General features: G+C 57.0%; 10 protein-coding genes. 3 read left to right on the top strand and 7 right to left on the bottom strand.

Features of this window, described 5'->3' with window-relative positions; genetic code table 11:
* Nucleotides 1–100: 100 nt before the first annotated feature.
* Nucleotides 101–1300, bottom strand: coding sequence for a pyridoxal phosphate-dependent aminotransferase (locus AC5FXY_RS06115; RefSeq protein ID WP_493555758.1), 1200 nt, complete (start codon nucleotides 1298–1300; stop codon nucleotides 101–103).
* 246 nt (nucleotides 1301–1546) lie between these two features.
* On the opposite strand from AC5FXY_RS06115, the gene AC5FXY_RS06110 reads away from it, so the two are divergent.
* Nucleotides 1547–2038 (top strand): hypothetical protein, encoded by a 492-nt coding sequence (locus AC5FXY_RS06110; RefSeq protein WP_493555757.1) that lies wholly within the window; start codon nucleotides 1547–1549, stop codon nucleotides 2036–2038.
* A 122-nt stretch (nucleotides 2039–2160) separates the two neighbouring features.
* Here the strand turns inward: AC5FXY_RS06110 and AC5FXY_RS06105 are convergent, their stop codons facing one another.
* Entirely contained in the window at nucleotides 2161–3705 is a 1545-nt protein-coding gene (locus AC5FXY_RS06105) for an aldehyde dehydrogenase family protein (protein ID WP_493555756.1), read from the bottom strand.
* A gap of 552 nt (nucleotides 3706–4257) precedes the next feature.
* On the opposite strand from AC5FXY_RS06105, the gene AC5FXY_RS06100 reads away from it, so the two are divergent.
* A complete protein-coding gene (locus AC5FXY_RS06100) occupies nucleotides 4258–4791 on the top strand; it encodes a DinB family protein (protein WP_493555755.1) in 534 nt (177 codons plus the stop codon).
* Nucleotide 4792: 1 nt separating this feature from the next.
* Here the strand turns inward: AC5FXY_RS06100 and AC5FXY_RS06095 are convergent, their stop codons facing one another.
* From AC5FXY_RS06095 to AC5FXY_RS06075, 5 genes are all read right to left on the bottom strand, one after another.
* Nucleotides 4793–5599 carry a glycoside hydrolase family 16 protein gene (locus tag AC5FXY_RS06095; protein WP_493555754.1) on the bottom strand — a complete coding sequence of 269 codons (807 nt, stop codon included), beginning with the start codon at nucleotides 5597–5599 and terminating at the stop codon, nucleotides 4793–4795.
* Between the two features lie 344 nt (nucleotides 5600–5943).
* On the bottom strand, nucleotides 5944–7146 hold the full coding sequence (locus AC5FXY_RS06090; RefSeq protein WP_493555753.1) for a porin: 1203 nt from the start codon (nucleotides 7144–7146) through the stop codon (nucleotides 5944–5946).
* Between the two features lie 208 nt (nucleotides 7147–7354).
* Complete coding sequence (locus AC5FXY_RS06085; protein WP_493555752.1) at nucleotides 7355–7717, bottom strand: hypothetical protein; 363 nt, start codon at nucleotides 7715–7717, stop codon at nucleotides 7355–7357.
* Nucleotides 7718–8037: 320 nt separating this feature from the next.
* Complete coding sequence (locus AC5FXY_RS06080; RefSeq protein ID WP_493555751.1) at nucleotides 8038–9441, bottom strand: RagB/SusD family nutrient uptake outer membrane protein; 1404 nt, start codon at nucleotides 9439–9441, stop codon at nucleotides 8038–8040.
* 31 nt (nucleotides 9442–9472) lie between these two features.
* Nucleotides 9473–12511, bottom strand: coding sequence for a SusC/RagA family TonB-linked outer membrane protein (locus AC5FXY_RS06075; RefSeq protein ID WP_493555750.1), 3039 nt, complete (start codon nucleotides 12509–12511; stop codon nucleotides 9473–9475).
* A gap of 605 nt (nucleotides 12512–13116) precedes the next feature.
* Between AC5FXY_RS06075 and AC5FXY_RS06070 the strand changes: the two genes are divergently transcribed.
* Nucleotides 13117–13848, top strand: coding sequence for a DUF4397 domain-containing protein (locus tag AC5FXY_RS06070; protein WP_493555749.1), 732 nt, complete (start codon nucleotides 13117–13119; stop codon nucleotides 13846–13848).
* Nucleotide 13849 lies beyond the last annotated feature (1 nt).

Raw genomic sequence — 13849 nt, 5'->3', positions numbered from 1 at the left:
ACTTTGCATTGTTCGCGCTTGAAAGGCAGCCGAAGAGTTGGATTAGACACCGTCGGAAGTGATTGAGAAGCAATGCCTGCTTCCTAATCATCACCGGCTTTTACAACTGATGCCCAGGATACACCTCCAGTGCCTGGGTTAGGCAATCCATGGCTGCATCAATGGCTTGCAGATTGAGTACGTAGGCCAAACGCACCTCCTGGCGGCCAGCACCGGGTGTGGCGTAAAAGCCTGCAGCAGGCGAAATCATCACTGTCTGGCCTTCGTGTTCGAATTCCTCCAACAGCCACTTCGCAAACCGTTCGGCATCGTCGATGGGCAGGCTCGGCATCACGTAGAATGCTCCGCCCGGCACGGGGCACTGCACGCCGGGTATCTGGCGCAGGCGCTGCACCATCCGGTCGCGGCGGGCCTGGTACTCGGCTTTGGTATGGTCAAAATAGGAATCGGGCAGCTCGGCGGCAGCTTCACCCAATAGCTGAGCGAGGCCGGGCGGGCTCACGCGCATCTGTGCGAAGCGGAAGGCGGCATCGTGTACGGCTTTGTTCTTAGTCACAAGGGCGCCGAGGCGGGCTCCGCAGGCGCTGTAGCGCTTCGAAATGGTATCGAGCAGCACCACGTGCTCATCGGCCGCGGGCCCCAGGTGCAGGGCGCTGACGTAGGGCGCATCGTAGCAAAACTCCCGGTAGGCTTCGTCGGACAGCAAAAACAGGTGGTGGCGCTGGCACATATCCAGCAACTGCTCCAGCTCCTGGCGGCTGTACACGTAGCCGGTGGGGTTGTTGGGGTTGCAGAGCATCACGGCCTTGGTGCGCGGTGTGATGCGCGCCTCCATCTCTGCAATAGGTGGCAGGGCAAAGCCGGTTTCGATGTGGGACATCACTGGCACGATGTGCACGCCCGCCGCAATGGCAAAAGCAGTGTACGCGCCGTAGTACGGCTCCGGAATGATGATTTCGTCGCCGGGGTTGAGGCAGCTCAGCAGCGCAAACAGGATAGACTCCGAGCCGCCCGCCGTTACGATAATGTCCTCGGCTGCTACCGCTATGCCCACGCGCTGGTAGTACGCGGCCAGCTTTTGCCGGTAGCTCAGGTGCCCTGCCGCGTGGCTGTACTCCAGTACCCGGATGTTGGCCTGCTGCACCGCCGCCATCACCGCGGGCGGCGTCTCGATGTCGGGCTGGCCAATATTCAGATGATAAACCTTAATGCCGCGGGCTTTGGCGGCATCGGCCGAAGGCGTGAGCTTGCGGTACGGGGAAGCCGGCATGGCTGCGCCGCGCTGGGATACTTGGAGCATAAACCCAAAGATAATAGGTCAGAACCCGGTCCTAAAGCTATCAGGGCGTAGCTCATCAGTGGGTTTCTGTTATATAGTAAATCAAAGATTACATCTTGAGGAATTTTACATTCTGGTGAGCAGATCAACGCTTTTATATTGCACTGTATTATTGTTCGAGCGCCGATGGGTAAAGCACGATTCGTTTTTTGGGTAAGTGTTCTGACTCTTTTTGTAAGCCCTTTGCTGAGGTCCCGCACCGTTGCCTTGGAGCCGCTGATAGGCACAGGGATTGTACTCTTACTTTTGATGGGAGCTTCATTGGTATTGGCCATTGGGAATTCTAAAATACGTAAAAGTGGAGACGGCGTGATATTCTTATTGCTTGCTTTAACCGCAATAACTCTGCGTTTTCTAGGCTCTGATATGTTGCAGCAAGCAAGAGACTACCTGCATTTTAAAACGAAGGAAAAGCGACTGGAAGCCGTTGTTGTTCAGATAAGACGATACGAACTAATTACCACCACTGCTAAGCATATAAATGTTACAGATTCGCACGTGTATTCGGCGGAATTCAATAATTATCAAATTGCTGACCCCGATATTATTGTGCTGACGATGGGAGGTATGGAAAGCTTACAATATTGGGGCTACGCTCACTCTCCTACAGGAAAGAAACCTAAGCTGCAAGAAGGTACTATATACTATTGGCGAGAATTAGTGCCTAACTGGTACATCTGGATTAGATATGATAATTAGATGGGGGCTTTAGAAATCAGGGGCGACTTTGTTGCGACGCTAATAGGATAGGTTACCCAAAAAAAAGGCTGGGATGCGTTTGAGCATCCCAGCCTTTTTTTTGGGTAACCTATCCTATACTTTTAGATCTTCTCCGGCAGCAGCAGCGCGTCTTCGTAGTTGCCGAGCACGGGCTGGCCGTTGCTGGCCTGCGTTACGGCTTCTACCAGCAGCTTGCCGCCCACGAAGGCGCCTTTCCACGACTCTCCCAGGCCGCCGAACACTTCCTCCCGGTCGCCACGCGAGCGGAGCTTGTTGATACCCACCTTGAAGGCGCGTATCTCTTTGGCCGTGCGCTGCGCCCATTTCTGGTCATCGGAAGCCAAGGCGGCCACCAGCGCACCGTTGGAGATGTTCATCTCGCCCACCAGTTCCTCCACACGGTCGACTAGGATGACAGAGTCGATGGGGCCAAAGGGCTCCTTAAAGTAAAGCTCACTCTGGCGCGGCAGGTTCACAAGGGCGCGCGGCGCGCGGTAAGCCGACCTGTCCTGGCCGGGCAGGAACAGCGAGTCGTCGAGCTGGCCTTCGTAAATGGGCGTGGCGCCGGTCTTGAGCGCGTCGGCGTAGAGGCGGTCGAGGTCCTCGGCTTGGCGGGCGTTGATGACGGGGCCAAAGGCCAGGTCAGGCAGCTTGTCGCCGGGGTTATCCACCAAGGTTGGGTTGCCCACTTTCAGGCTGCGGATAGCTTCCCAGTATGTTTCCAGGAACTTGGGGAAGGAGCGGCGCTCCACCACAAAGCGTACGTAGGCGGTGCAGCGCTGCTTGCCATAGTCGTAGCCCTTTTTGAGCTGGTCGCCGAGGGCCTGCCAGTCGCTGAAATTCCAGATGCCGTAGGTGTTCACGCCTTCCATTTCCAGCATGTAGCGCTTGTGCACCGAGGCCAGTGCGTCGGCGATGTTGCGGCCGTTGTAGCGGCCACCCACGAAGGAGAGGCAGTCGATGGCGTCGTTCTTGACCAGCACGTCGCTCAGTTCGCCACCCGAGCCGCTCACCAGCGTCACGGGCAGGCCGCAGCGGCGCGCAATGGCGAAGGTGACGCTCAGCGAGATAAAGCCGCCATCGGTAGGCGTCTTGGCCACGGCCGCATTGCCGCAGAGCACCTGCGTAAGCACCGCGTGCAGTAGCACCGACATGGGGTAGTTCCACGAGGCGATGTTGGACACCACGCCCAGCGGCTCCCGGTCGCCGAGCATATCCTCGATGTTGTCGACGTACCACTGCACGCCATCGATAGCGCGGTCGATGTCGGTAAAACCCAGTTTGTAGGTTTTGCCGATTTCCCACATCAACAGCTTGCCCACTAGCTCTACGTGCGTACGCAGTTGATCCAGGCAGTCCTGTACGCGGCGGCGGCGCTCGTCCAGATCCACGCGGGCCCAGTCGGCGGCTTCGCGCTTGGCGAAGGTCACGGCGCGCAGGGCAGTGTCGCGGTCAAGCATGGGCAGAGCGCCCAGCAACGTACCATCAATGGGAGAGGTGAAGTCCTGCGGCTTGCCCGGCTCCTGCCAGCGGCCTTCCATCAGGTTCAGGTAGCGGCCGCTCTGGTCGAGAATTTCGGGTGTAATCTGCTTGATCTGGCCAACAAGGCCGCCAAACTCTACCTCGGGAGAAATGATTTTAGGCATGGTCGAAGGGGAAGGTTTGGGCTGAAGCGCGGTGTGCACAACGGTTCTTGCTCAGTAGCCGAGTTGGTTAGCGCTAGGCTACTTTGCCGGCTGTTATCAGCCCAAACCAAGAGTTAAATTGTGGACGTACAATCGGATGCGCGGTGCGCAGACACTGCCGCGCGGCGGCAGTTGAGGTAAGAAAAGTAGAGAATATCTGGCCGATACCTGAAGCCTCGGAGGGCAATTTTTGTTGGCAACGTTCCCGACATCGATTGCAGCCGGAACGCCGATGGCCCGTCTGTAACTCATAACATGAAATAGGTCTTCGGCTCCGCTGTTTGGGCGGTGACCACCTCCACTCTAGATGAGCACAGAACAATCCGAGCCACGCCCTGTCCTAATTACCGTACGCTCTCCAGATACCGGTTTCTTTGTTTCCATGCTGCCACTGCCGACGTGCTAGCCCCGCTTCGGCTTGCGTATTTTCAGGAGCAAAACCGGCCGGCTACCTAGGCCGGTTTTCAGGGCCTCCGCAGGCTTATCCTTCTGTTGTTTAACTACCAATCTGCTATGCCCAGTGCCGAGACCCGCGAAGTGTGGCTGCGCGGCCCGTTGCCCGATATGCCCGCATTACTTCAGCCCATAGCACACGCGCTGCTGCAAGTACAGGAAGAGCTGCATGCCCTGTTGCAGGACTTTCCTGACGAACTGCTGTGGGAACGACCCGTAGGCGTTGCCTCCGTTGGCTTTCACCTCCAGCACCTTTCTGGGGTGCTCGACCGCCTGCTCACCTACGCACGCGCTGAGTCGCTTACGCCAGCCCAACTGGCCTATCTGGCTGCCGAAGGTCAGCCCAATTTCGGCCGGAGTGCTACCACCCAGCTGCTGCAGGCTTTCAATGAGCAAATAGTACGCACCCTGGCGCAGCTAAGCACTACCGACGAAGCCACGCTCACGGAGCCGCGCGCAGTAGGGCGGGGGCAGTTGCCGTCCACCGTTATTGGTTTGCTAACGCATGCAGCTGAGCATACCACGCGCCACTACGGGCAGCTGCTGGTGACGGCGCGGATTCTCTGTGAAGGGAGTAGTGGCCGGTTAATCTGACCTATTTCTTCTTGGGCAAAGCCGGCGGCGTCGCATACACATTACGGCCGTAGCGCAGGCTGCCGTCGCGCGGCTTGTACACCTTGATGTAGTCGATGGCCATGGAAGTGCGCGGTCCATCTTTGGTGGCGGGCCAGTTATTGTGCCCGGTGTAGCTGAGGATGGCCAGGTTGGCAATGATGTCAGCTGGAACTGGGAAGGTCCTCAGCTCGGTAGTGGGCACGGTGCGCAGCAGGCGCCGATTCAGGTAAAAGCTAACAAACTCAGGAGTCCAGATCATGGAGTACACATGGTACTTCTGCGTGAGGTCAGCGCCCTGCTTAAGAAAAGAACGTTGGGTGGTGCGGGGAAGCGAGTCGTTGAGGTGAATGTTGTTGGAGTAATTTCTGGTGCCATACTCCGTGTCTCCGCCCGCCTCAAAGACATCAATTTCAGTGGGGCCGTTGAAAAGCCAGAAAGCCGGCCAAGTGCCTGCACCGGGGGCCAGGCGGCAGCGAATTTCGAACAAGCCGTACTGTACACCCCGGTTGTTGGCCCAGTGCGAACTGTCGCCGAGCTTGAGTTGCTGCCAGTAATCCTCTCGTAGACTAATCCACCCAGATTTGTAGTGTAGCAATTTCACCGAGTCGCGGCCGCTCCATTGGAAGCGGTACTGCATCGGTTCGGGTAGCGGCTCCGCCGTAAAAAACAACTTGCCGCGCTTCAAGGAAAGTGCGCTAATGTCGTAGTACTGATCTTCATATTCATTTCCCACCAGAGTTCGGCTATTGGGATTGGGGTAAAACTGCCATATAGAGCGTGCAGCCATGTCATCCATGCTAGTATAAGATTCGAAGTCTTCTACTAGCACCGGCTCCCATTCATTATAACTGAGACGTTGGGCTGTGGCCTCTTGAAGTACTAGGAAGCCACACAATAGCAGTATCACACGGCTTATAATGCCCAAGCGCATATTGTTAAGATCTAGCAGATGAAGCGGTTGGGGCATTAGGTAAAGATTGAACTTACAGTGGTGGCTGCAACGATTTTGATTGGCAGATAGCTATGGGTAGGAGGAAAAGGCCCTGATTATTTAGTCGAAACTGTCGGTAAGGTTCCTTCTGCCTGATTGCTACCGCTGGGAGGCGAACTACAAGTGACTTGTGGCAGAGTTCATATCCCCAATTCAAACTGAAACACCGCTCCCCAGCGGTTACCCGGCTGGGAAGTATTCCAGCGCCCACCGGTGGCGGTGTAGCTCACATTGCCTTGGGCCTTCACGCGGTGCTTGCGTAGGTAGTGCGTGATGCCTGCTTCCAGCACTTGGGTGCGCGACAAATAGGTGCGCAACTCGCGGCCGGGCTGCAGCCAGGAATAGCGCAAAGCTGGCTCCCAATAGTTGGGAAAAACATAAGAAACCTGCTGGTTCAGTCCCCAGCCCACGAAGGCATAGCGCAAGTCGCCCGCGCCGTTAGAGGTGAAGATGCCTGAGCCGTCACGCCGTAAGTATTCGCCTAGGTAGGCCCAACCGCGGTACTTCACCATGGCATCGGAAATGAAGGTTCCAAGGTTGGCGGCTCCGTAAAGCGCCTCCCCGATCTGGCCCCCGGTCCGGGTAGTACGGTGGTTGTAGCTGTAGCCCGCCGCAATGGATACTTTGGGCGTGGGCTCGCGCGATAAGTCGCCTTCGGAGTAGTCGCCGCCGTCTTCAAAGTCGCCGAGGGGCAGCACCTCTGCCCGGCCGGTGTAGGCCAGACCGCTGTCGGTACCGTTGGCGCTGCGGCCTTCGCCGGTAGTCACGGCACCTTTCAGGGAGTAGAGGGCTGTGGGGCCTAGCTGACCGGTGTAGTAGAGCTTCAGGCCGAAGTCGCGGTCGATGTTCAAGGCCGAATTCACGATGGAGCGCTCCGCAAACTGCAGCTGGCCCGACGACGTGACACGCTGCCGGTTACCGGGCAGCTTATTCAGGCCGAAGGCCAGGTAAAAGCGGGGCGTGAACTGGTAAAAAATCACCGCGTCGCGCACAAGATTGGCCACGCCGGAAGCCTCAAAGTCCTGGTCGCTGCGGGCAAAGGATAGCTGCAGGCTATAACCGATGCGCTCGGTAAGCACGTAGCCGTCGGCGCGCAGGCGCAGGCGGCGCACCCGCGCATCGTATTCGCGCACGCTGAGGTCGGAGCCACCGCTGGTGACAAGACCGGCCCGGTTCTGCATTCGGAAACGAAAGTTGATATAGAAAAGCGAATCGGGCGAGCGAAAGGACATGCCGTCGAAGTCCATCCGGCGTTCATCGGTTTCGCCTTGCGCCAGCGCGCGAAGTGGCTGACCCGCTAGCAGCGCGGCGCCTCCTAGCGCTAGCAGAAGTGAGGTTTTCATCAAGGGGAAGAGAAGCGAGAACCGTAAAAGTAGTGGTTGCGTGGCGCGCTGCCCGCAGCAAAATTATTACCGCTGTGGGGTTGAAATAATTACGCCACAGCACCCTCTGTAAGGCACGTTACCCCCAGCATCATGGCCGTCTAGAGGCGCTGATGCTGGGGGTAGTTTTGGTCTGTCGTACTAGGCTGCTACGTAAGTAGTCGTGGGTCTACTCCCCAGAGGTAGTTCCGGCAGTAGTGCCGGGGGTAGTACCCGCTGTGGAGGAGGCACTGGTAGTGGTAGCAGTGCGGCCGGTGGTAGAAGTAGCGCCTCCAGGAGTAGTTGAGCGCGAAGTGGGGCCACCGTAAATGGAGGAACCGTTGTTGGTGGTGGTGTGGTCAGTGCCCTCGATGCTGGCCGGGCCGTCGCCACCGCCTTGGGCAGTACCACGCTCGGGATTGGGCTGAGCGCCCTCAGGCGTTCCGTCGGTGTTGTCCTGCACTGTGCGCTGATCAGCAGCTTGCTCGTTTTCGGTGCATGAGCCAAGACTTAATGAAACGGCAGCCAGGGCAAGGAAAAGTATCTTCTTCATGATTGTTAGGTGTAATGGTGGGTGTGGATGCATCGGATTGGACGTAATGCGAAAGCATTTAGTCTTTTCGCATTAAGCAAGGCAGAACCTAAGCCCCAAGCGCAAATCCCATATAGGTACTGCCCTCCTTGCGGAAAAGTTGTAGTCCTAGCCGTTTGCCTCTCAGGTGTGGTTCCTAGCGTTTCTAATGACCTAAATTCAGCCTTTCATTTGGTACTTGACGAGGCATGATTTGTCCGACGCATATAGCCTCCTGAAACGCAAAACGGCTCTGCACCAATGGAGCAGAGCCGTTGAAGTACTTAGAAGCGTGATTCAGCTTACGGGTTGCTATTGTCCCAAGCTACTTCAGCTGCCGGCCGCGGCATGCGCGGAATCAGGCGGTATGGGGCGGTGCTATACGCCAGCGTGATACCGGGAGCGGGCGTGGGATTGTAGCGGTTCAGGCGGCGCAGATCCACTAACCAGTGACCTTCGTAAAAGAGCGAGTAACGACGCTGTTTAAGAATCTCTACCTCAGCGGCTTCGGCCGAGGCAAAGGGAGCCGTCAGGGCTGGCAAGTTGCCAGAGCGCGTGCGTACGGCGTTAACATCCGCTAGTGCGCCAGCCAGATCATTGGTACGGGCCCGGGCTTCGGCGGCAATCAACACCAACTCCTCGTTCCGGATGATATCCAGCGAAGCCGTGTTGGAAGCAAAGCGCCGCACTTCGTAGCGCGCCGAAATGTCACCCGTCGAACGGGGCGTAGTGCGCAAGCCTACCTTGGAAAGACGAGCGTCGTTGGGTTCGGCTTCAGTCACGAAGTTCTCCGGCACGGTGAGGACCGTAGCACCCGTGTTGTTGTTCACCTGGAAGTAGGCATTGCCTTGGTCACCGGCGTTGCCTGGGTTGAACGTGATTTTCGGACCCACGGTCAAATCACCAGCGCGGTTGTAAAAGGATTGGTTCAGCGCAGCCAGTGCACCGGTGTAGTCGCGCTGGTACAGGGCCACGCGAGCGGCCAGGGCCCGGTTGAACTGCTTGAACGTTGCTGGCGTGTTGAAGCCCGTAAAGCCACTGGAAAGCGTGAAGCCGAAGGCAGTACCAGCGGCATCCAACTGGGTAGCTCCTTGATCCAACATTTGACGAATGTCGGCCAGGGCTGCCGTTGGCGTGACGAATGGACCCGGGCGGCGCTCATCCGCCAAATCAATCCGGATGCCACCTTCGCCTTGCATGTTGAGCAGCATCAGTTTGCTCAAGGCTTCATAAGTGAGGGTGAAGCCGTTTACCCCAGCTTTTTGCTGATCAGAAAGCACTTCCGGAGCGGCGTTCTGGGCCGATTGCCGGTAAATGCGGGCGGCCCTGCCCACGCGGGCTACGCTGATGTAATAGCCGTTGTAATAAGCGGCATCATCCAGCGGAACAGCACCCGTAAATTGGCTGCGGCCTTGTAGCTCCTCGTACCAACGGGATTCGGTGTTGGCCAGAACGGTGACTTCCCGACCCAGCGTCCCGATTACGTTGTTGTACGGCGCGTTGCCGGTGTGCATCAGGCGGTAAGAAGCTTCCACCCCTACGGCCAGCGCATCAAGCTGCGACTTGCTCGGGTTGGTGAGTACATCCGCCAAGCCGGGGTTATTTTCGTCGGGCACTTCTTCTGTTTTCAGAAGGTCGCACGACGTCGTGACCCCCGCCAGCAAGACAAAGCCTGCCAGTGCGTATTTTATTTTATTGAAGTACATGGCTGACAAAGAAGTTAGTGGCCGGTTCATATTAGAAATCCAGGTTCAGGTGAAACCAGAACCGGCGCGTGTTCGGGTAGTTAGCAACATCGACCTGCGCGAAGTTCCCGGTGGAGCCGAAGTTTGACACTTCCGGGTCGTAACCCACGTAATCGGTCCAAGTCAGCAGGTTGTTGCCGGATACCCCAATGCGGAAGTTGCGCACATAATCCTTGAACAGGAGCGTGCGGAGACTAGCCGGCACCGAGTAGTAGACGGAAGCTTCGCGCAGGCGCACGTACCCCGCATTTTGGATGTACTCGCGGGCCGTGGAGAAGGTGGTACGGCGCGCTATGCCTTTGGGCCGGGCGTTTCCGCCGCTATCAACCACATCGGAAGGCTCAGACCAGTCCACCGTAGTGCCACCTTCGTCCTGCAGCAGGCGGCTGAGGTTGCTTACGTAGCCGTCTTTTTTCCAGTGCAGCAAGAACGACACCTCGAAATTTTTGGCTAGCGTGAAGTTGTTCAGGAAGGACATCTGAAAAGTGGGCTGCGCTTCTTCGTAGCGCGTCAGGCCACTGAACGTGTTCGAACGTGGGTCACTGGGAGAGCCTGGCGTGCCATACCAGCGGGAAGGCGATTCGCCCACCGTGAAGATGTTACGGCCAAACGTGGCCCCAAAGCCTGTGCCCGTGTTGAAGGGAGACACAGTGGGGTTGGTATTCAAACGCGTAACCTCGGTGCGGTTCAGCCAGAATTGCGTGGTGGAATTCCAGTTAAAGAACTCCGTGCGCACCGCCGCTACATTGAGGCTCAATTCCAAACCGCGGTTGCGGATGTCGCCTACGTTGTAAGCCCGCTGCGAAGTGAGGCCAGTGGAGGGTGCCAGCGCGAAGATGTCGACCAGGTCAATAACTTCCTTGTTGTAGAAGCTGGCCTCCAGCCCGATGCGGTTCTCAAACAGCCCAATGTCGATACCCGTTTCGAATTCGGTAGCCCGTTCCGGACGAATTTCTGTGTTGCCGATGAGCGTGGAAGGAATCAGACCGGGGCGCCCCCCAGTGGATATAGCCAGCTGAGGCGAGTACAGTGCCCCGAAGAAAGCCGGGCCACCCGTTTGGCCATAGGCTGCCCGTAGCTTGACCAAGTTGGCCTGATCCAATGTCCAGAAACCAAACTTAGCCAAGTTGATGGCCAAAGACGCCTTAGGGAAGGCGTAATACTTTTCATGGTCCCCGTTGCGCGACGATTTGTCGAAGCGGATACCACCCGTGGCAATTACCCGGTCCTGGAAGTTTACTTCCTGTTGGGCCACAAATCCCACGTCCTGCTCCCGCCGGTTATCGGTTTCCTGCGTCACCACCGTACCCCGGTTTGGCGACAGGGGCAAGCCTGGCGACAAGTTCTGGCCTTGGTTAAAGGAGAGATTGGTTCGTTGCGTCAGACGAACCAAACCGGCCTGGGAGGTCAGGTTGATGTTTTCACCCAAGCGCCAATCGTAGATCAGGAAGCCTTGGATGTTGGAGTTGAAAAACAAGTTGTTGGAAACACGAGCTGCGCCCGGCAAAGCCAGGGCCCGCTGCGACTGCATGTCGGAGGGCAAAGCCAACAGCGCGTTGCTGCTCGAGAAGTCGACGCCGCCCTGCGCCGCAAAGCGCAGCGACGTAGCCTCGTTGTCGATCAGACGTACGGTAATGCTGCCTGTCTGCACAAAGCGGTTGGTCCGCTCGTCGTTGACTGCTCTTTCGACTACTGCCAGAGGGTTGTCACCAGCGTAGGGGTTGTCGGGGAATATGCCTGCAGCGTTGGGACGCAGTTGGGCGTAGCTCGGGGTATAGGCCAGGGCGTAGCTCAAGCTCACGCCGTTATTGGTATTACCCGTAAAGCCGCGACGGTTGCGCGAGTTGATGTAGTTCGAGCTAAGCCCGATGTCAATGCGGTTGCCGATTTTATGGTCGACGTTGGCCCGAATGGAATGGCGAGCAAAGTCCGTGTTCTTCACGATGCCCTCTTCCTTCGAAGTGGAGCCCGAAACAAAGAACTTCGTGCGCTCATTACCGCCAGACGCACTTATCCCGGTGTTGCGCAGGAAGGCAGTGTTGCCGAAGATTTCCTTTTCGTAGTCGAAGATGTCGCCACTGGCTTGGGCAGCGGCCAAAGCGGCTTTCTCCTGCGTGTTGCGCGCCGAGCCGGGCGCATAGCGGAAATCAATCTTTTCTGGGGTCCAATCCGATTTGCCCAGTAGCCGCCACGCCCGCGCCATGCCCAGGTCCTGGGTGAAGCTTACCCGAGTTTGGCCCGCTTGTCCACGCTTGGTTTTGATGATGATAACCCCCGCGTTGGCGCGAGTACCGTAGATAGCCGCCGCGCTGGGGCCCTTCAGAACTTCAATGGACTCGATGTCGTTCGGGTTGATGTCCGACAAGCGGTTGATGCCATTGTCTTGGGTGGTACGGCCCGTTACGGCCGAAGCACTCGTAAACGCCGGCGAACCGGCCCCGTTGCCCACCTCGGCATTAACGGCGTACACGCCATCGATGATGTAGAGGGGCTGGGCGGTGCCGTTCAGCGTGGAAATGCCTCGAAGCTGGACCGACACGCCACCACCGGGGGCGCCGCTCGTCTGGGCTATATTGGCGCCCACGATTTTGCCATTCAGCGCGGCGTCCACGGTTACTGGCCGAGTGCTGCCCACGAGTTCCTTCGCCGAAACGGTGGAAACTGCATTGGCCAAGTTGGAGCGTTTGACCGACGTAGCCAAGCCCGTTACCACCACTTCTTCGAGTTGCTCCGTATCGGTGGCTAGGGCCACATCAAGTTGGGTAGCATTACCAATGGGGCGTTCCACGGATTTGTACCCTACGAAGCTAAAAGATAGTACGCTTGCCGTGGTAGGCACGCTCAGGGAGTACGACCCGTCGGCCCCAGTAGAGGCGCCCACGGTAGAACCTTTCACTATTACCGTAACCCCAGGCAAGCCTTGCCCTGAGGCCGCGTCGGTTACCCGACCGGTAATAGTGCGGTTCTGCGCCACAGCCGATTGCACTACTAAGGGTGCCCCGAGTATGGCGGAGAGTAGTAGGTGTTTCATAATGTGGTTATTGGTGAGTGATATGTGTTAGCCAAACTTAATTATGTTTTAACATTATGCAAGTTTGTTGAAAAATATTCATAACAAGGTTGGCTAGTTCCTTGGGCGTCAGGCTGGATAATACACATAGAAAAGTAGAGTATTTTGCAAGGCGAACTTCCTGCTCAAGCCTGATTCAAACCAGCTAGAGCCGGTTTTACAAGGCAAGCAGGAGTAGTGTCACGGCATGTTGGGGGTGGTGATAAAAGATTCGTTTAATCCGATCCTAAGGGTCTATCACAGTTGTGCAGTAATAGAAATCATCTAATACATATTACTTGTGATATATAATTCACGTCACAGGCTCTGCGTATCGCAGACTCTTGTTTGAACTATTAGTAACAGTCTATTTAAGGGCAAGTGTAAAAGCCGGTGCCGTGCAGTGCCACTGATGAGTGGAGGCAATGCCCAGGAAGGCATGATTTTTTTCAACTTGAAAACTAGGTAGTTGGGGTAAGGAGAAAGTTTGACTGATGAAATCGGAACCTGAACTGGCCTGGTCGTTGCCTTACTAGGCACGGGGCTGCTAGCTCCTCACCATCACTTTCCTCTTACTGTTACCTGTTATGCGTAATCGTTTACTCCTGTCTCTGCTGACTGCTGCTTCGCTATTAAGCGCCTGCTCTCACAACAAACAACAAGACCCCACGCCGCAGCAGCCTGTTGTGGAGCGCGGGTACATCCGAATCGTCAATAACCTAGCCGTGGGCGAAGGCTCATCAGTAAACCAAGGGCCCGTGCGCCTGTTCGTCGACGGGCAGGAGGAAGGCTCGGCGGCTGCGCCGGGCTTGGCCGCACCGTACCGGGGCTTGGCTGTGGGTGCTCGGCTGGTTCAGGTGATGCTGCCTTACGCCTCCAGTACCGGTTCCAACTGGGTGCAGTTTGGCGCTTTCCCTATTTCCAAAGATGCCCGGTACTCCCTGTTTGTATACAGTTTTGGTACGTCCCATAGTGCTAAGGTGGTACATGAGTCCGCGTTACCGGCTGCAGAAGCAGGCAAGGCTCACATTCGGGTAGTCAACCTTGCAGTAGGCTTCACGCCCGTGCGTCTGCAGGAAGCCCAGGCCAACGCGCCCCTTTTTGCACTGGCTGACTGGGGGCAGGTAACCAGCTACCAAGCCATCGATGCCCGCGCCTATTCGGTGGTGGTATCCCGCACCAACGGCAACCAGGAGCAACTGTTCACCCAGACGCTGACGCTACAGCCGGGCAAAGCCTATTCGCTGGTGCTGCGCGGTTCGGCTCAGGCCAGCGTGGCTCCTGAGAAGCTGGCGTTTGACGTAGTGGTGGATGAGTAAG

This window comes from Hymenobacter sp. FMD4 (assembly GCF_058932745.1).
This window is presented reverse-complemented; position numbering and strand designations above follow the sequence as displayed.